Annotated in this window: 15 protein-coding genes; 11 read left to right on the forward strand and 4 right to left on the reverse strand. The window is 70.5% G+C overall.

Going from position 1 to position 17,091, the window contains the following annotated elements:
* Positions 1-1,035 precede the first annotated feature (1,035 nt).
* The 5 genes from ACFO3Q_RS05560 to ACFO3Q_RS05580 all read left to right on the forward strand — a co-directional run bounded on the left by ACFO3Q_RS05560 (position 1,036) and on the right by ACFO3Q_RS05580 (position 5,175).
* On the forward strand, positions 1,036-1,482 hold the full coding sequence (locus ACFO3Q_RS05560) for an ATP-dependent zinc protease family protein (RefSeq protein ID WP_377003643.1): 447 nt from the start codon (positions 1,036-1,038) through the stop codon (positions 1,480-1,482).
* Positions 1,479-2,390 carry a 30S ribosomal protein S6--L-glutamate ligase gene (gene rimK, locus ACFO3Q_RS05565; RefSeq protein WP_377003644.1) on the forward strand — a complete coding sequence of 304 codons (912 nt, stop codon included), beginning with the start codon at positions 1,479-1,481 and terminating at the stop codon, positions 2,388-2,390. Before ACFO3Q_RS05560 ends, rimK begins: the two co-directional genes overlap by 4 nt.
* Before the next feature lie 239 nt (positions 2,391-2,629).
* Complete coding sequence (locus ACFO3Q_RS05570; protein WP_377003645.1) at positions 2,630-3,115, forward strand: hypothetical protein; 486 nt, start codon at positions 2,630-2,632, stop codon at positions 3,113-3,115.
* Between the two features lie 88 nt (positions 3,116-3,203).
* Entirely contained in the window at positions 3,204-3,884 is a 681-nt protein-coding gene (locus tag ACFO3Q_RS05575) for a response regulator transcription factor (RefSeq protein ID WP_377003646.1), read from the forward strand.
* The gene (locus tag ACFO3Q_RS05580) at positions 3,874-5,175 is read left to right on the forward strand and encodes a sensor histidine kinase (protein WP_377003647.1); all 1,302 of its coding nucleotides are present in this window, start codon (positions 3,874-3,876) and stop codon (positions 5,173-5,175) included. Before ACFO3Q_RS05575 ends, ACFO3Q_RS05580 begins: the two co-directional genes overlap by 11 nt.
* 73 nt (positions 5,176-5,248) lie before the next feature.
* Here ACFO3Q_RS05580 and ACFO3Q_RS05585 read toward each other — a convergent pair whose 3' ends face one another.
* The 3 genes from ACFO3Q_RS05585 to metF all read right to left on the reverse strand — a co-directional run bounded on the left by ACFO3Q_RS05585 (position 5,249) and on the right by metF (position 7,669).
* A complete protein-coding gene (locus ACFO3Q_RS05585; RefSeq protein WP_377003648.1) occupies positions 5,249-6,172 on the reverse strand; it encodes a branched-chain amino acid transaminase in 924 nt (307 codons plus the stop codon).
* Positions 6,173-6,247: 75 nt separating this feature from the next.
* Positions 6,248-6,802: a hypothetical protein gene (locus ACFO3Q_RS05590; protein ID WP_377003649.1), complete on the reverse strand. Its 555-nt coding sequence runs from the start codon at positions 6,800-6,802 to the stop codon at positions 6,248-6,250.
* Between the two features lie 42 nt (positions 6,803-6,844).
* Positions 6,845-7,669: a methylenetetrahydrofolate reductase [NAD(P)H] gene (gene metF, locus ACFO3Q_RS05595; protein ID WP_377003650.1), complete on the reverse strand. Its 825-nt coding sequence runs from the start codon at positions 7,667-7,669 to the stop codon at positions 6,845-6,847.
* Positions 7,670-7,811: 142 nt separating this feature from the next.
* On the opposite strand from metF, the gene ACFO3Q_RS05600 reads away from it, so the two are divergent.
* Positions 7,812-9,224 (forward strand): amidohydrolase family protein, encoded by a 1,413-nt coding sequence (locus tag ACFO3Q_RS05600; RefSeq protein WP_377003651.1) that lies wholly within the window; start codon positions 7,812-7,814, stop codon positions 9,222-9,224.
* A 54-nt stretch (positions 9,225-9,278) separates the two neighbouring features.
* Here the strand turns inward: ACFO3Q_RS05600 and ACFO3Q_RS05605 are convergent, their stop codons facing one another.
* The gene (locus tag ACFO3Q_RS05605; protein WP_377003652.1) at positions 9,279-9,866 is read right to left on the reverse strand and encodes an NADPH-dependent FMN reductase; all 588 of its coding nucleotides are present in this window, start codon (positions 9,864-9,866) and stop codon (positions 9,279-9,281) included.
* 193 nt (positions 9,867-10,059) lie between these two features.
* Between ACFO3Q_RS05605 and ACFO3Q_RS05610 the strand changes: the two genes are divergently transcribed.
* The 5 genes from ACFO3Q_RS05610 to ACFO3Q_RS05630 all read left to right on the forward strand — a co-directional run bounded on the left by ACFO3Q_RS05610 (position 10,060) and on the right by ACFO3Q_RS05630 (position 17,064).
* On the forward strand, positions 10,060-12,690 hold the full coding sequence (locus tag ACFO3Q_RS05610; protein WP_377003653.1) for a TonB-dependent receptor: 2,631 nt from the start codon (positions 10,060-10,062) through the stop codon (positions 12,688-12,690).
* A 58-nt stretch (positions 12,691-12,748) separates the two neighbouring features.
* Positions 12,749-14,356, forward strand: a complete 1,608-nt coding sequence (locus ACFO3Q_RS05615; protein ID WP_377003654.1) for an alkaline phosphatase D family protein — start codon at positions 12,749-12,751, stop codon at positions 14,354-14,356.
* 102 nt (positions 14,357-14,458) lie between these two features.
* Entirely contained in the window at positions 14,459-15,379 is a 921-nt protein-coding gene (locus tag ACFO3Q_RS05620; RefSeq protein WP_377003655.1) for a M14 family metallopeptidase, read from the forward strand.
* 14 nt (positions 15,380-15,393) lie between these two features.
* Positions 15,394-15,951 (forward strand): DUF3228 family protein, encoded by a 558-nt coding sequence (locus ACFO3Q_RS05625; protein ID WP_377003656.1) that lies wholly within the window; start codon positions 15,394-15,396, stop codon positions 15,949-15,951.
* 261 nt (positions 15,952-16,212) lie between these two features.
* Positions 16,213-17,064, forward strand: a complete 852-nt coding sequence (locus ACFO3Q_RS05630) for an alpha/beta fold hydrolase (RefSeq protein WP_377003657.1) — start codon at positions 16,213-16,215, stop codon at positions 17,062-17,064.
* Positions 17,065-17,091 lie beyond the last annotated feature (27 nt).

Raw genomic sequence — 17,091 nt, forward strand, 5'->3', positions numbered from 1 at the left:
ACACTCCTCATGGCCTTGATCGGCCTTCTCGTAAGTGTCCGTGAAAACGGGGGTGAACCCTTGCAACGAGGGCAATCCAGAGTCGCTGGCAACCTCCGTGATCGTACGGTTGCCAGGATCTCGTCCCTAAACCGGAACAGCCCGGCCCATCGGATAGCAGCGTCGATGGGCCGGTAGTACACGGCCGACAATGAAGTCCTTTGCATGTCGCTGTCTCCCAGCCGCCGCTACCTCATCGAAGACTCCTCAGTGCCCAGCCATCGGGCGGTGCGTAGAAGATCGCAACTCGACGTGGTTCGATGTCGAGCCACGCTGCCGGACGGATCGCGATCAACCGCGCCGAAGGGGTTGCACTCAACCCCGCTGGCAGTAGGATGTGAATTGCCTACGACCGAGCCATTGCCAGGGCTGGCGGGGGCTGGCCGCTATGGTGGATGCTGGCGCTGAGCCCCAGGAGCGACAGGCGGCCAGTCACACCACTGTCATGTACGCGAGGGTCATGTCGGCGGCGAGCCGTGACAAGACCCGTTACGCATGCGTTGTTCTCTTGCCGGTCTATCAGGTCAGTTACACAGTCCCGTTCGTCTTGAGCGGAGGCTCGGAACTGGGCCAAATTCGGATGAGCAGACTTGCCCAGTCTGCTGATAGACCAAATGGGAATTGTGTTGAGGGCAGACGTGGAACAAGTAACGCTTTACTCTGCAGCCAGTAGCAGAGCTTCTAAGAGGGGCTTCGGCATGAAGCCAGCGACGCTCGGCAGGTGTCGTCGAGCCTGTGTCGAACATAGCTGTCTGTAGCCGTGGCTAGTTCTCGCCGGACGAGTGCGTTGCCCGGTTTTTGGCAGGTGGTTTAAACTAGTCCAGTCGATAGTCCATATCGAGCGCGGGTACTCAAGAGAATCGTTTTAACTCAACCACTTAGGGGTCAAATTCGATTCCCTTCACCCGCTCCAGAATCCGGATCACGGCGGCCTCACGGCCGCCGTTTTCATCTGCGCAGTCCTTCATCTTCCCCGCCAGCTTCCGGACACGACCCATGGGTGAGCGCAGAGTGCTCGGCTGGCGCGAATGGGTGGGGCTTCCCGACTTCGGCATCCCGGCGGTGCGCGCCAAGATCGACACCGGTGCGCGCTCTTCCGCCCTGCACGTGGACGGCCTGGAGACCTTCCACGTCGACGGTCGCGAGCGCGTCCGGTTCCGGCTGCGGACCGGCGAGGAGGACGCGCGGCTGGTGGTCGCGGAGGCCGACGTCCTGGACCGCCGCACCGTGACCGACTCCGGCGGTCACCGCACCCTGCGCATCTTCGTGCGCACCACCGTCATGCTCGGCGGGCAGGCTTTCCCCGCCGAGATCAACCTGAGCAATCGCCACAACATGAGCTTTCCCATGCTGGTCGGGCGGACCGCGCTGTCCGGGCTGTTCCTCGTCGATCCCGCACGTTCGTGGACCGTGGCAGGCCCTGCGGAGGAGCGGCCGGCATGAAGCTCGCCATCCTCTCGCGCAACAGCAAGCTCTACTCGACCCAGAGCCTCGTCGCCGCGGCGCGCCGGCGCGGGCACACCGTGCGCATCCTCGACCCCCTGCGCTGCTACATGCGCATCGAGCCGGGGAGTTTCAGCATCCACTACAAGGGCGTGCCCCTGGCGGACGTCGACGCGGTGCTGCCGCGCATCGGCGCCTCGATCACACGCTACGGGACGGCCGTGCTGCGCCAGTTCGAGCTGATGGGCGTCTACACGCCGAACCCGTCCGACGCGGTGCTGCGTGCCCGCGACAAGCTGCGCTGCCACCAGTTGCTGGCGGCGCAGGGGATCGACCTGCCGCTGACGGTCTTTGGCGACAACCCCGACGACACCGCCGACCTGCTGCGCCTGCTGGGCGAGCCGCCGCACGTGATCAAGCTCAACGAGGGCACGCAGGGCGCCGGCGTGATCCTCGCCGAGCGCACCTCCTCGTCCAAGTCCGTGGTGGAGGCGCTGCGCGGCCTGTACGCGAACTTCATCGTCCAGGAGTTCATCGCCGAGGCGGAGGGCTCGGACCTCCGCTGCTTCGTCGTCGGAGAGCGGGTGGTCGCGGCCATGCGGCGCAGCGCGCCGATCGGCGAGTTCCGCTCCAACCTGCACCGCGGCGGGACCGCCGAACAGGTGGCGCTGACGCCGGAGGAGGAGGCCACCGCGGTCCGCGCGGCGGCCATCCTGGGCCTCAGCGTGGCGGGCGTGGACATGCTGCGCTCACGACGCGGCCCCCTGGTGCTGGAGGTGAACGCTTCGCCGGGGCTGGAGGGTATCGAGAGCGCCACCGCGGTGGACGTGGCCGGCGCCATCATCGAGCACATCGTCGCCGCCTGCCCGCCGAGACCGAGACGGAGCAAGCGGAAAACGAATTCTTAACGGCCTTCACAGCCCGATTTAACTTCGATTTAATCGACGCGGGCCTAGGCTTCCGTGGACCGCATCCCTGCAACTCCACGTCGGAATCGCAGATTACGGTAATCGGGGCAGTACTTCGGCCCGGGGCTTGCCGGCTCCGGGCCTTTTTGTGGTCGCCCCGGCCGGGCATGCTTCGCACCGGGCGTGCGGGAGCGGCGGCCCTGGGCTCTGAGAGGGGCCACGACATGAGGAGCGGTGCCATGGTGCGATTCTCCGCGTTTCTCCTGGCGATCCTGCTGGCGCCCGCGCACGCCGAGCCGATGCGCGCACGCACCGCGGAGGACTTGGTCGCCACCCGGCAGCAGATCGAGCGTGACCTCGCGAGCGACGCGCGCTATGCCGGACTGGCGCCGGACCAGCGCCGCCTGGTCGAGCGCGCGCTGGACGAGATGCAGGCGCTGCTCGAGGCGCGCGGCTCCATTGATGCCCTTCAGGACGCCGAGAAGGTCGCCTTCTTCAATGCCCAGGAACGTGCGAACACCACGCTGGCGAACGCCGCTGCGGACAGCCGCATGGTCTGCCGCCGGGAGCGCCGGCTCGGCTCGTGGCTGCCGACGAACGAGTGCCACACGCTCGCGGAGCGCCGGCGGGCCGCGGAGCAGGCGAGGGACGACCACGGGCGGCTCGTCCGGCACGGGCACGATGTGGAGAGCATCGGCGCGGCGGGCGGTCCGGGAGGCCGTTGAGCATGTACGGCCGCCACCCTCGGCTCGCTAACCCGCTGCTCATCCTCGGCGGGCCATAGTTCCTCGATCCTCGGCAGAACACGACCTGATGCGCATCCTCGTCATCGAAGACAACTCCGACATCGCCGCGAACCTGGGCGACTACCTGGAAGACCGCGGGCATACGGTGGACTTCGCCGCCGACGGCGTGACCGGCCTGCACCTGGCCGTGGTCAACGACTTCGACGCGATCGTGCTCGACCTCAACCTGCCGGGCATGGACGGCATCGAGGTCTGCCGCAAGCTCCGGCTGGAGGCGCGGAAGCAGACTCCGGTGCTGATGCTCACCGCGCGCGACACGCTCGACAACAAGCTGCACGGCTTCGATGCCGGGGCCGACGACTACCTGGTGAAGCCGTTCGCGCTGCAGGAGGTCGAGGTCCGGCTCAACGTGCTGGCCCGTCGCGGCAAGGCGGCGCAGCCGCGCGTGCTGAACGTCGACGACCTCGAGTACAACCTCGACACGCTCGAGGTGCGTCGCCAGGGGAAGCTGCTCCAGCTCAACCCGACGGCGCTCAAGATCCTGCAGGCGCTGATGGAGGCCTCGCCTTCGGTGGTGACGCGCCAGGAGCTCGAGACCCGGGTCTGGGGCGAGGAGCTTCCCGATTCCGACTCCCTGCGCGTCCACATCCACGGCCTGCGCGCCGCCGTGGACAAGCCTTTCGGCAAGCCGTTGATCCAGACGCGCCACGGCATCGGCTATCGCATCGCGGACCCGGATGGCGCGTAGCACCAGCGTGGCCCCGCGCCGCTACCGGCGGCGCCTGCGCAGCCGAATCATCCTGTCCTTCCTGCTGCTCGGCTTCGGGCTGACGGCGATCTTCGCCGTCTCGACGATGGTGCTGCGCGCTCGGATCGAGACGCAGCTGGTGGAGGAGTGGCTCGAAGACGAAACCCGGAACTTCCTCGACTTCAAGCGCGAGCATCCCGAGCCGGAGGCGCTGTATTCGCCGGAGCTGATCGAGCTCTACATCTTCCGGAGAGACTCCCCGAACATCAATCCGGCGTGGCGGGGGCTGCAGGACGGCGTCTACGACACCGCGGACTCGCCCGACGAGGGGCGTGAAGGGCGCTACAAGCTGAGCGTGCTCCACGATGGGGAGTGGGTCGCGTTCATCAAGTACAACTACGCGCGCCAGGCCCTCGATCAGCAACAGCTCCTCGTCATGCTGGGGGCGTCGGTCGTCCTGCTGACCCTCCTGGCCTGGCTGATCGGCCTGTGGTCGGCCGGGCGCGTCATGAGCCCGGTGGCGGATCTCGCGCGGCGGGTGCTGGCCTTCGGCGGTCGCGAGCAGCCCGAGAAGCTGAGTCCGCACTTCGCCGAGGACGAGGTCGGCCAGCTGGCCGCCGCGCTCGACGACTACGCCGAGCGCCTGACCGAGCGCGTGACACGCGACCGCGAGTTCAACGCCGACGTCAGCCACGAGCTGCGCACGCCGCTGGCGGTGATCCGCGGCGCGATCGAACTGCTGCTCGCCAGCCCCGACCTGCCGGACAAGATGCGCCAGCGCCTGGAGCGCATCGAGCGCGCCGAGCAGCAGTGCACCCACCTGATCGCGGCCCTGCTGATGCTGTCGCGCGGCGAGCGCGGCACCGGGGCGACCGACGCGCGCGCGGTGGCCGAGCAGCTCGCGGAGAGCAACCGCGCGCAGCTCGGGCGCAAGCCGGTGAGCATCACCGTGGAGGGCCAGACCGAGCACGCCGTGGACGCGCCGGAGGCGGTGGTGCAGGTCGCGCTTGGCAATCTCATCGGCAACGCCTGCAAGTACACCGCCGAGGGCAGCGTCGTGGTGCGCCTGGAGGGCGACTGCGTGCACGTGGAGGACACCGGGCCGGGCCTGTCCGAGGAGGACGCCGCGCATCTCTTCGATCGCGGGTATCGCGGCAGCGCATCCGGCGGCACCAAGGGCGGCGGCATCGGCCTGTCGATCGTCACCCGCCTGTGCGAGCTCTACGGCTGGACCGTGTCGATCGCCCCGCGCCCCGAGCGCGGCGCGGTCGCGACCCTGTGCTTCCGCTAGTTCCGGGGAGCGGGCCGGCAAGAGCGAGACGCGGCGGGCACCTCGCCACGCCTCGTTTCTTGCGCCCGCTCCCTCATTCCTGCTCCAGCGGTTCCAGCCAGCCCCACTTGTCCTTGGTCTCGCCGCGGAACAGCCCGAAGAACAGCTCCTGGATGCGGCGCGTCACCGGCCCGCGTTCGCCGTTGCCGATGGGCTTGCCGTCGACGGAGCGGATCGGCGTGATCTCGGCCGCCGTGCCGCACATGAAGAGCTCGTCGCAGAGGTAAAGGTACTCGCGCGGGAGGTCGCGCTCGACCACGGTCAGCCCGGCCTCCTGCGCCAGCACGCGCACCGTGTGCCGGGTGATGCCGTTGAGCAGGGCGGCGCTGGCCGGGGGCGTGTGCAGTTCGTCGCCGAAGACCAGGAACAGGTTCTCGCCCGCGCCCTCGCTGAGCAGGCCGGTGGACGCCAGCGCGATGCCCTCGCCGAAGCCGAGCCGGCGGGCCTCGCGCGCGACCAGTTGGCCCGACAGGTAGTTGCCGCCCGCCTTCGCGCCGGCGGGCACGGTGTTCGGCGCGAAGCGCTGCCAGCTCGAAACGCAGGCATCGATCCCCGATTCCAGCGCCGCCGCACCGAGGTAGGGGCCCCAGTGCCAGGCCGCCACGGCCACCTCGACCGGCGTGTCCGCGGACAGGCCGAAGCCGCCCAGGCCGCGGTAGGCCACCGGCCGGATGTAGGCCGAGCGCAGGCCGTTCGCGCGCAGCACCTCGCGGGTCGCCGCCCCGAGCTCCTCGGCGGTGTAGGGCACGGGCATGTCGTGGATGTGCGCCGACTGCAGCAGGCGCCGGTTGTGGTCGGCCATGCGGAAGACGACCGGCCCGCGGGGCGTGTCGTAGCAGCGCACGCCCTCGAACACCGACGAGCCGTAGTGCAGCCCGTGCGCCATGACGTGCACGGTCGCCTCCGCCCAGGGCTTGATGCGGCCGTTGTGCCAGATGTGGTCGGGATAGGTCTGCATGGCGCGTCGAAGCTGCGGGAGGGAGCGCGCGAGTCTAGCCGCTGGGCGGCGGCCGACGCAGCCGGCGTGCCGGCGCTAGAAGCGGACCCACCAGCAGCCGGCGCGCTGCACCAGCCGGAAGCGCTGAACCGGGTCGCGGAACAGCGGCGTGGGGACCCGGTCGATGCGGATGCCGGCGGGCGGCGTCGCGGCATCGCCCTGACGGGGGTCGAGCGGCAGGCCGGCGGCGTCCTCGAGGCCGACGCTGCCGATCGTGTCGCGCGCCAGGATCGACAGGCGGTGCATCAGGCGCTCGGCGTCGCGCTGGCCGGTGCCGGTCCAGTCGTAGAGGCCGGCGACCCGATTGACGTCGCCGGAGTCCAGCGCGGCGCGCAACTGGGCGGCGAGCTGGTTGGGCCGTCGCGCGCATCCGGGCGGAGCAGATCTCCCGTCCGGACGCGTGCGCGCCGTGCCTGCATCGGCCGCGGTCGCGGGTGCGCGCAGTTCCACCGCGCCGAGCGCGCTGCAGCTGCGGTCGCTGTAGATGGTCACGCCGTCCGGTCCGGCGCAGCGGTGGATGGCCTGCGCATCCGCGTCGCCGCAGAGGAGGGCGGCGAACCCCAGCAGCACGGGCGGAGCGGGAAGGCGCATGGCGGCGGTCGGGTCCTGGCGGCGGCCCGGCCCGCACGCCGGCTAGAGGAGCCGGGCGAGGACCGCGCCGGTGGGGCGGGCGAGGTTGAGCGTATAGAAGTGGAGACCGGGCGCGCCGCCCTCGATCAGGCGGCGGCACAGTGTAGCCACCAGGTCGGCGGCGAACTCGCGCACCGCGCCGGCATCGTCGCCCAGCGCCTGCATGCGCTTGAGCACCCAGCGCGGGATCTCCGCGCCGCACATCTCGGAGAAGCCGCGGAGCTGCGCGAAGTTGGCGATGGGCATCACGCCGGGAACGATGGGGACCTCCACGCCCAGCCGTCGCGCGTCCTCCACGAAGCGGAAGTAGGCGTCCGCGTTGTAGAAGTACTGGGTGATGGCGCCGTCGGCCCCCGCCTCCACCTTGGCCTTGAAGTGGCGCAGGTCCGCCAGTGCGTCGCTGGCCTGCGGATGCGTCTCCGGGTAGCCCGCGACCTCGATGTGGAAATCGCCGTCGAACTCGCTGCGGATGAAGGCCACCAGGTCCGCGGCGTAGCGGAAGTCGCCGGTGCGCGCCATGCCCGACGGCAGGTCGCCGCGCAGGGCGACGACGCGACGGCAGCCCATGTCGCGGTACTGCTCGAGCAGTGCGCGGATCTCGCTCCGGGTGCCGCCGACGCAGGAGAGGTGCGGCACCGCGTCGAAGCCATGCCGCTCGCGCAGTACCCGCACGGTCTCCGGCGTGTAGCTCAGCGTCGAGCCGCCGGCGCCGAAGGTCACGCTGGCGTACTCCGGGCCGTGCGCGGCGAGCCTGCCGGCCGCGCGGTCCAGCTGGGCGCGCTGCTCGTCGGTCTTGGGCGGATAGAACTCGAAGCTGATCGGGGTCATCGCGGCACCACGGGCGAGGGTGTCGGAATGGTATCTCTTTATCGCGATGAAAGGTCGTGATTGCGGCCCGCCCTGGCCGCAGCCGTCTCCTTGAAGCCGAGTGTGGTACATGCACGCCATCGACATCGGGAGGGCAACCGACATGACCTGGGGATCCACGCATCGCATCCGTGGCCTGCGCCGCGCCGTCGCGGCCTTGGTTCTCTGCGCAGGCGCTACGGCCACCGCGCAGCCCGCGTCCGAGGGCGACGTCGTCGCCTTCGTCGGGGCACGCGTGCTGCCGATGGACCGCGAGGGCGAGCTGGCCGACCACACGGTGGTGGTGCGTGGCGGCCGCATCGCCGCGGTCGGACCGGACGGCGAGGTCGAGGTGCCGGCCGATGCGCACCGTATCGACGCCGCGGGCCGCTGGCTGATGCCGGGACTGGCGGAGATGCACGGCCATGTTCCGGGGCCGGACGATGCGCAGTACCTGGAGGACGTCCTGTTCCTGTACGTCTCCAACGGCGTGACGACGGTGCGCAACATGGCCGGTCATGCCTCGCATCCGGACCTCCGCGACCGCATCGCCGCCGGCCAGGTGCTCGGTCCCCAGCTGACGGTCGCCACCCCCTGGGTGACGCCCGAGCGGGTGCCGGATGCCGCGGCCGCCGAGGGTGCGGTCGCGGCCGCGCGCAGCGCCGGTTTCGACCTGATCAAGCTGGGCACGGTCGCGCCGGAGGTCTATCCCGCCCTGGCGCAGGCGGCGCACGCGGCGGACATGCCGTTCGGCGGGCACGTCCCGGATGGCGTGGGTCTGGTCGCGGCGCTGGACGCGCGGCAGTCCTCGATCGACCACTTCGACCGCTACCTGGAGTTCCTGGTCCCGCCGGACGCGGACACGGGGGAGCGCGACCCCGGCTTCTTCGGAAGCGCCTGGGTGCATCTGGCCGATCCCGGACGCCTGCCCGAGGCGCTCGCACGCACCCTCGCCGCCGGCACCTGGAACGTGCCGACGCTGAGCCTGGTCGAGCACCTGGCCTCGCCGGAGTCCACCGAGGCGCTGATCGGGCGTCCGGAAATGCGCTACATGCCCAGGCGGGTCCGCGACGGCTGGGTCCGTTCGCGCACCGAGTTCGCGGCGCGCGAGGACTTCCAGCCGGAGGCCGCGCAGCGGCTCGTCGCCCTGCGCAGGCAGATGCTGAAGGTCCTGCACGACGGCGGCGCACCGATCGCGCTGGGCTCGGATGCGCCACAGTTCTTCAACGTGCCGGGCTTCTCCATCCACCACGAGCTGGCGATGATGGTGGCTGCCGGCCTGACGCCCTACGAGGCGCTCGTCACCGGGACGCGCAACCCGGCCCGCATGCTGGGCCGGCCCGACGACTTCGGCACCATCGCGCCCGGACGGCGTGCGGACCTGATCCTGCTGGAGGCCGATCCCCGCGCCGACATCGCGCATCTGCAGCGCCGCGCGGGCGTCATGGTCGCCGGACGCTGGCTGCCGGAGGCCGACATCCAGCGCAGGCTGGCGGCAATCGCCGCCCGGGTCGAACGGGAAGACCTGTCGGAGTAGCAGGCGTGCCACGGCGCCTGCACGGCTGACCTGCGCGCCGTCGGATCCCGCTCATCAGGGTGGCGCGGTGCGCTGCCGCTGCGCGCGCGCGGCCTCCGCCCACCACGCCAGTTCGTCCGCGAAACGGCCGAAGGCGCGCTCCAGCGAGCGGCCCGCATCGCCCAGGGGCTGGCCCTCGGCGTCCAGCGTCTGGGTGATCGGCCCGACCGCCACCGTCGAGGGCACCACGGCCATGCCCATCTCGGACAGGGTGCCGTGCCAGAGCAGGTTGGCCCGTGCGCCGGACAGGCGCCCGGCGGAGTAGCTGACGATCCCGGCCGGACGCCGGAGCCACTCCTCGAGGAAGTGATCGGTCAGGTTCTTCAGGCCCGGCTGCACGCCCCAGTTGTACTCGCCGACGACGAAGACGAAGGCGTCGGCCTCCGCGATCTTCCGTGCGAGCGACGCCATCGCCGGGGGTGCCTTGCCCGGCGGGTACTCCTTGTACATGCGGTCGAGCATCGGCAGCCCGACCTCCCTGGCATCGATCAGCTCCGCATCGGCACCGCGGGCCTGCAGCGCGCGTACCGCGTAGCTGGCGAGACGGATGCCCGTGCGCTCGGAGCGGTAGGAGCCGTAGAGGACGAGGATGCGGTCGGACATGGCGTTCTCCGGTGATGGAGGGACGGGCGTGGCGCCCATGGCAGCAGGTCCGGCATGCGCGCCGCGTGTCGGAATCGTGGCCCTCCTCCGCCGCGCACGGCCACCGCGTCACCACGTTGAAAGCCTGCTGAAGCATTCGCTCCATACGATGCAGCGCGCCACCGTCCGGTGGCGTTTTTTTTTGTTGGGGCCGATGAACGTGAAAAGTTGCAACAAGCTCTCCTGGGCCATCGCCGGCGCACTGGCGTCGACGGCCTTCACCAACGCTGCCTTGGCGGACGACGGCAGCGCATCGGCAGGGAACGCCACGCGACTCGATGCGGTACAGGTTGTGGCCACCTACGGCTATCAGCCGGTCGACGTGAAGCGCGATAGCGCGACCATCGTCGACTCCGTGACCTACGACGACATCGAGGCGCCGACGGGCGACAACTCCATTGCCTCGATGCTGGTGCAGGTGCCCGGCGTCAGCTTCGAGGGCGACGGTGACGAGCCGCGCTACATCACCATCCGCGGCATCTCGTCCGACCTCAACGTGACCACGCTCGACGGGCTCGCGCTCGCGACCCTCGGCGAGAACGGCGGCGGAAGCCGTCGCGTCAACCTGCAGCTCGTGCCCAGCGACATCGCCGAGCGGGTCGACGTATTCAAGGCCTTCACCGCGGAACAGGATGCGGGCGCCATCGGCGGCGCGATCGACATCGTCTCGCGCTCCGCGTTCGCCACGCCGGGACCGTACTTCATGGTCGACGGCTACGGCATCTACTCCTCCTTCGAGGGGCCGACCGGCGAGAACGCCGGCGGGGCGGGCAAGTCGCACTGGGGCAAGGGCCTGAAGACGGCCTTCGCCGACCGCTTCGGCGCGGACGGCCAGTTCGGCCTGGTCTTCACCGCGCGCTACCAGGACCGCGTGCGCAACTCCAACAAGAACTGGACCGATGCGCGCACCTACTTCGACGCCGAGGGAAGGCCGATCTCTGCGCCCGATCCGGAGCTGGGCTGGGACGGCCGCAACTCGACGGGCAAGTTCGCCTACGGCGACTACAGCAACGTCATCACCAACAAGGGCGGTGCGCTGAAGCTGGAGTGGCAGCCGCGGGACGACATCGAGTCGTTCCTGATGGGCTACATGTACAACCGGCGCGAGTCGTCGACGATGAACTCCACCAACATCATCGGCCTGAACAACGGGTTCACCGATCGCACGCAGGACACCGGCACGGTGGAGGTGGACTACATCCAGTCGGTGGTCCGCTACAACCAGTGGGACCGCACCGCCAGCGGGGTGACCTCCGGCATGGACTGGCACCTCGGGCTGGATTCCACGCTCTCCTTCCGCGCCGGCTACACGATGGAGGACTACAAGGACACGCAGCCCTACCTGGCTGCGCGTGCTCGGCCGGACGGGCAGTACTTCACCTACCGCATGAGCGAGCTGCCGCAGCTCACCTCCTACATCGGCGACCCGCTCGCGAACAGCTACGTGCTGCAGGCCGCTGAGATGACCCACACGCGTGCGCACCAGAACGTCCTCGACCTGCGCGCCGACTACGCGTTCAACGTCTCGCCCGGCGCCACCGGCCTCGGTTTCAAGACCGGCGTGCGCTGGAGCCGGATGCGCATGGACAAGGACGTGGACAGCCTCCGCGCCGTCACCGGCAGCGACTTCACCGCCGGCATGTACGACCCCGGCTACTCGCACTACGGCAGCAACGGACTGGTCGTGCCGTGGCCGAACTACGACCGCTTCTGGGGCGGCGGCGGCCTCGACAACCTGCCGATCCACGAGGGCAACACCCGGCACCACAGCACGATCTCCGACTACGCCTACGAGGAGGAGATCGGCAATGCCTACCTGTCGCTGCACTACGCCACCGACGCCACCCGCTACATCCTCGGCCTGCGCTACGACGACACCTCGTTCGAGGGCCGTACGCCGCTGACCCTCGACGGCGTGCTGACCGACCAGGTCGCTCATCCGCGCGGCGAGTACGACAGCTGGTTGCCGTCGTTCAACGTCGTGCACGACCTCGGCGAGGCGTGGAAGCTGCGCGGCTCGGTCAGCCGCACCATCGGCAGGCCGTCGCCGGGCAACATCGCGCAGGCCGAGAGCCGCACCTGCGGCGAGGAGACCACGGGCTGCAGCATCTCCCGCGGCAACCCCGACCTCGACCCGCGCCGCGCCGACAACTACGACCTCGCGCTGGAGCACTACTTCCCCGGCGGCAACGCGCTGATCGCGCTGACGGCCTTCCGCAAGGACATCGCCGACGACATCTTCACCCTGACCACCGAGGAGGAGGCCGACGGCCTGCTCAACCGCATCCGGCAGCCGATGAACGCCGAGGCGTCGCGGATCCAGGGCCTGGAACTCGCGCTGGTCAACCGCGCCTTCGCCTTCCACGAGAACCTCGGCGCCTCGTTCAACGTCAGTCGCCTCGACGGACGGATGAACTACGTCGCCGACGGCGGCGCGCGCAGCATCGACCGGATGCTCTATCAGCCCGACTGGATGGCCAACCTCACGCTGACCTACCGCATCCCGGCGATCCGGGGCACCGCGCGGCTGTCGGCGAACTACCAGGACGACTACCTCACCTCCATCGGCTCGACGCCGTGGAACGACAAGTTCGTCCGCGCGACGACCACGGTGGACCTGTCGTTCTGGCACGAGGTGGCGGACCGCTGGACCTTCAAGTACGAGGTCGACAACCTGCTCGGCGCGCATCCGGAGTGGTTCCACGCCCGCGACGTCGGCGGAACGCTCTCCCAGCGCGACCACTACGGTCGCGGCCTCTACTTCCACGCCATCTACACCCTCTGACGCACCCGCGCCGCCGCTCCGCGCGGGCGGCGGCGCGCGCTTTTCCGGGAGAATCCCAATGTCCGACACGCTCAGCCGCCGGCGCCTGCTGCAGGCGCTCGGCGCCGGCACCGCCAGCGCACTGCTTGCTCCCTTCCATGCCGCGTTCGCCGGGACGGCGCCGCGCAACCTCCTGGTCGCCCCCCGCTTCGACCGCGACCCCTTCCAGCTCGGCGTGGCCTCCGGCGAGCCCCTGCCCGACGGCTTCGTCCTGTGGACCCGGCTCGCCCCCGAGCCGCTCGAACAGGGCGGCGGGATGATCATGCGGCCGATGCCGGTGCGATGGGAGGTGGCCGAGGACGAGGCCTTCCGCCGCGTGGTCCGCAGCGGCGACGCCCTCGCGCGCCCGGAGCTGGCGCATGCGGTGCACGTCGAGGTCGAGCACCTCGATCCCGCCCGTCCCTACTGGTACCGCTTCACCGTCGGCGACGCGGTCAGCCCGGTCGGGCGCAGCGCGACCCTGCCCGCGCCGGGCGCGCGCGTGGACCGGGTGCGCTTCGCCGTCGCCGGCTGCCAGCACTACGAGGAGGGCCATTACACCGCCTGGCGCAGGATCGCGGAGGAGCCGCTGGATTTCGTCTTCCACTACGGCGACTACATCTACGAGGGCGCCGACCGCGGTCCCGGCGAGCGCCTGATGAACGGGCGGCCGTTCTCGCCCCTGCGGCGCCACGTGGGCGGCGAGACCTACTCGCTGGACGACTACCGGCGCCGGTACGCGCTCTATCGCGGCGACCGCGACCTGCAGGCGGCGCATGCCGCGGCCCCCTGGTTCGTCAGCTTCGACGACCACGAGGTGGACAACAACTGGGCGGCCGACCGCGACCAGGACGGGACGCCGCCGGAGCTCTTCCTGCTGCGGCGCGCGGCGGCCTTCCAGGCCTACTACGAGCACATGCCGCTGCGCCGGTCGTCGATGCCGTCCAACGGGCACATGCAGATGTTCCGCCGCGCGAGCTGGGGCGACCTGCTGACCGCGCACTTCCTCGACACGCGGCAGTACCGCAGCGACCAGATCAACGACGATCGCGATGGCGTGCTGGGCGAGGCGACGCTGGCGCCGGACCGCACCATGCTCGGCGCCCGGCAGGAGCGCTGGCTGTACGACGGCCTGCGCCCGGACAGCCGGCGCTGGCACGTCGTCGCCCAGCAGGTCGGGCTGGCGAACCTCGCCATGCGCCGCGCCGGCAGCAGCGAGATCATCCACTCGACCGACCAGTGGTCGGGCTACCTGGCCAGCCGCCGGCAACTGCTCGGCCACATCCAGGACGCGGGCATGCGGAACGTCGTCACCGTGTCCGGCGACGCGCACCGGCATTTCGCCAGCGACCTGCTGCACGACACCGGCGAGGGCGAGCCGATCTCCTGCGAGTTCCTGGCAACCTCGATCACCTCCGGCTCCGACGGCATCGGCGAGGACGACGACTTCCATCGCAACGTGCGCGCCCTCAACCCGCACCTCAAGGCCGTCACCGACCGCCGCGGCTACGTGGTCTGCGACGTGAGCCGCGGCGAGTGGCGCGGCGACCTCAAGGTGCTGGACCGGGTGATGGTGCCCGACGCGCCCGTGCGGACGCATGCCAGCTTCGTCGTGGAGCACGGCCGGCCGGGCCTGCAGGAGGCCTGAGCCGGAACCGGCCGCACCGGCGCCGTACGCGCCGGTGCGGCAACGGCCCTCGCCACGGGTGCTAGAGTCGCCGGTTTTTCGACTGCCAGTACGAGGCCCGCGATGCGCAACGACGCCTTCTATCCCATCGGTACGCCCGGACAGCCCTGGACCGCCGCCGAGCGCGAGGCGTGGCTGGCGCGGCAGGTGCGCAGGCGCAGCTATGCGACGGACGTGGTGGAGGCCGTGGAGCGGCTGCGCGCGCACCTGGAGGTGGTGGAGTACGGCCGCATCGAGTACGGCAGCGAGGGCTATCCGCTGTTCGCCGTCCGCAGCCGGGGCTGGGACGAGACCCTGCCGGTCGCGCTGGTGACCGGCGGCGTGCACGGCTACGAGACCAGCGGCGTGCAGGGCGCGTTGCGCTTCGCGGCGGGCCACGCGGCGGACTATGCCGGACGCGCCAACATCCTCGTGGCTCCCTGCGTGAGCCCCTGGGGCTACGAGCGCATCCAGCGCTGGAATGCGCAGGCGGTCGATCCCAACCGCTCGTTCCGTGCCGACAGCCCGGCGCAGGAATCGGCGGCGCTGATGCGTCTGGTCGCGCCGCTGCGCGACCGGGTCCTGGTCCACATCGACCTGCACGAAACCACCGACACCGACGAGACCGAATTCCGCCCTGCGCTCGCCGCGCGCGACGGCAGGCCCTTCGAACCCGGGAGCATCCCCGACGGCTTCTATCTGGTCGGCGACAGCGAGAACCCGCAGCCCGCCTTCCAGCAGGCCATCGTCGCCGCGGTCGAGGCGGTCACCCACATCGCGCCGGCGGACGCGAAGGGCGAGATCATCGGTGCGCCGGTGGCGGCGCACGGGGTCATCAACTACCCGGTGAAGCGGCTCGGGCTGTGCGCCGGCGTCACCGACGCCCGCTACGTGACCACCACCGAGGTCTATCCGGACAGCCCGCGCACGACGCCCGAGGAATGCGACGCCGCACAGGTGGCCGCGGTGCGCGCCGCCATCGATTTCGCGCTGGCGCAGGGTTGAGCGGAGGAGACGGCATGTCCATCGTCCTCACCCCGTTCGCGCGCACCCGGCTCTTTCCGCGCGAGCCGCGCGGCAACGCCATCCAGGACTGCACGCCCGAGGACTTCGAGCGCCGCCTCAACGCCGAGGCGCCCGAGCGCGTGCTGCCCGGCTACGCGCCGTTCTGCCGGTTGCACGTGCACCGCAACTGGACCTCGACGCGCTGCCTCACCGTGCCCATCACCGACGACAACCGCCACCTGCTGCGTTCCGCCTACGAGGCGCGCTCGCGCGAGGAGCTGCCGGTGCTGGTGCGCTGGTTCGAGGGCGTCGAGCCGCCGGTGGCGCGCTGGCTCGTCGCGATCCTCTACAGCCGCGAGCAGCTCGCGAAGGAAGGCGCGCCCATCGAGGCCGACTGGGGCATCGTCGGCTGCCTCTACACCCTCGAGCCGGAGGAGATCCCGATGGCGCCGATCACCATGATGCGCAACGCCCTCGGCGTGGAGGAGGGCGGCTCCGGCGTGCCCCTGGACCGCGATGCCTATCTGAGAAGCGTCGCCTTCTGGGAACGGAACGCGAACTGGAGGCCCTGAGGTGACTGCGCCCGCCGCAGGAGGCGCGGGTGTCTGCCGACGCGCGGTCACTGCCTCTGCGCGCGTGGGCGAAGGCGTGCGCATGAGGGCGACCGCGCCCGGCCGCGCGCGCTGCTGCGGCGGGCCGTGATCCGGCATGCAACGCCATCCCGGGCAGGGCGCATCCGTCGGAGCGTACTTCGGCATCGGCATGACGCGCCCTGGACGATCCGGCCTGCACCGTATCGCCGACCACCAGCCGGGATGTCGTCGGGCAGGCCCATGAGCGATGCATTGCTGAACCACCACACGATCGTCCACGGGCATCGCATCGCGACAGGCGTGCACGGCAGCGGCGTGCCGCTCGTCCTGGTCCACGGAACGCCTGCGCATTCGATCATCTGGCGGCGTCTGGTTCCCCGCTTCGTCGACGCGGGACTGCGGGTGCACCTGTTCGACCTGCTCGGCTTCGGCGCGTCCGAACGTCCGCTGGACGCGGACACCTCCATCGCCGCGCAGCTGCCCGTTCTGCGCGCGCTCCTCGACCACTGGCAGCTCGACAGCACGCACGTGTTCGGCCACGACATCGGCGGCGCGCTGTCCCTGCGCCTGGCGATCGAGGACGGCCGGCGCCTGCGCTCGCTCACCATCGCGGACAGCGTCAGCTACGACTCCTGGCCGTCGCCCACGTGGCGTGCGATCCGGGAGAACTGCATCGAGCATGCGCTGGGGGATCCCGACGCGCACCGGGAGACCATGACCCGGCAGTTCAAGAGCGCCGTCGCCGACCCCGCGCGCATGAGCGGCGAGCTGCTGGAGCGGTACCTCGCGCCCATCAGCGGGCCCGTCGGGCAGCCCGCGTTCTTCCGCCACCAGGTGGCGCACTACGACGCGCGCCATACCGCCGACTTCGCGACCGCGCTCCCGGCACTGCGGGTGCCGGTGCACATCCTGTGGGGCGGGGAGGACGCCTGGCAGCCCGTCCGTTACGCGCACCGGCTCCACGCCGACATTCCTGGCTCGACCCTGCGGATCGTGGACGGGGCCGGCCATTTCCTGATGGAGGACGCGCCCGACGTGGTGGCCGGGGAGGTGGTCGCCTACGTCCGCAGGAGCGAAGCGGAGCGCGCCTAGCGTTCGACACCCGGTCCCCGCGGTTGC

Source organism: Coralloluteibacterium thermophilum (assembly GCF_042654365.1).
GTDB classification, from domain to species: Bacteria; Pseudomonadota; Gammaproteobacteria; order Xanthomonadales; family Xanthomonadaceae; genus Coralloluteibacterium; species Coralloluteibacterium thermophilum.

Excerpts from the sequence above, each read along its gene's own strand:
- metF (WP_377003650.1), bottom strand. The coding sequence starts at position 7,669 with ATGACCCCGATCAGCTTCGAGTTCTATCCGCCCAAGACCGACGAGCAG.
- ACFO3Q_RS05585 (WP_377003648.1), bottom strand. The coding sequence starts at position 6,172 with ATGCAGACCTATCCCGACCACATCTGGCACAACGGCCGCATCAAGCCC.
- ACFO3Q_RS05560 (WP_377003643.1), top strand. The coding sequence starts at position 1,036 with ATGGGTGAGCGCAGAGTGCTCGGCTGGCGCGAATGGGTGGGGCTTCCC.
- ACFO3Q_RS05605 (WP_377003652.1), bottom strand. The coding sequence starts at position 9,866 with ATGTCCGACCGCATCCTCGTCCTCTACGGCTCCTACCGCTCCGAGCGC.
- ACFO3Q_RS05610 (WP_377003653.1), top strand. The coding sequence starts at position 10,060 with ATGAACGTGAAAAGTTGCAACAAGCTCTCCTGGGCCATCGCCGGCGCA.
- ACFO3Q_RS05570 (WP_377003645.1), top strand. The coding sequence starts at position 2,630 with ATGGTGCGATTCTCCGCGTTTCTCCTGGCGATCCTGCTGGCGCCCGCG.
- ACFO3Q_RS05625 (WP_377003656.1), top strand. The coding sequence starts at position 15,394 with ATGTCCATCGTCCTCACCCCGTTCGCGCGCACCCGGCTCTTTCCGCGC.
- ACFO3Q_RS05580 (WP_377003647.1), top strand. The coding sequence starts at position 3,874 with ATGGCGCGTAGCACCAGCGTGGCCCCGCGCCGCTACCGGCGGCGCCTG.
- ACFO3Q_RS05615 (WP_377003654.1), top strand. The coding sequence starts at position 12,749 with ATGTCCGACACGCTCAGCCGCCGGCGCCTGCTGCAGGCGCTCGGCGCC.
- ACFO3Q_RS05620 (WP_377003655.1), top strand. The coding sequence starts at position 14,459 with ATGCGCAACGACGCCTTCTATCCCATCGGTACGCCCGGACAGCCCTGG.
- rimK (WP_377003644.1), top strand. The coding sequence starts at position 1,479 with ATGAAGCTCGCCATCCTCTCGCGCAACAGCAAGCTCTACTCGACCCAG.
- ACFO3Q_RS05575 (WP_377003646.1), top strand. The coding sequence starts at position 3,204 with ATGCGCATCCTCGTCATCGAAGACAACTCCGACATCGCCGCGAACCTG.
- ACFO3Q_RS05630 (WP_377003657.1), top strand. The coding sequence starts at position 16,213 with ATGAGCGATGCATTGCTGAACCACCACACGATCGTCCACGGGCATCGC.
- ACFO3Q_RS05600 (WP_377003651.1), top strand. The coding sequence starts at position 7,812 with ATGACCTGGGGATCCACGCATCGCATCCGTGGCCTGCGCCGCGCCGTC.
- ACFO3Q_RS05590 (WP_377003649.1), bottom strand. The coding sequence starts at position 6,802 with ATGCGCCTTCCCGCTCCGCCCGTGCTGCTGGGGTTCGCCGCCCTCCTC.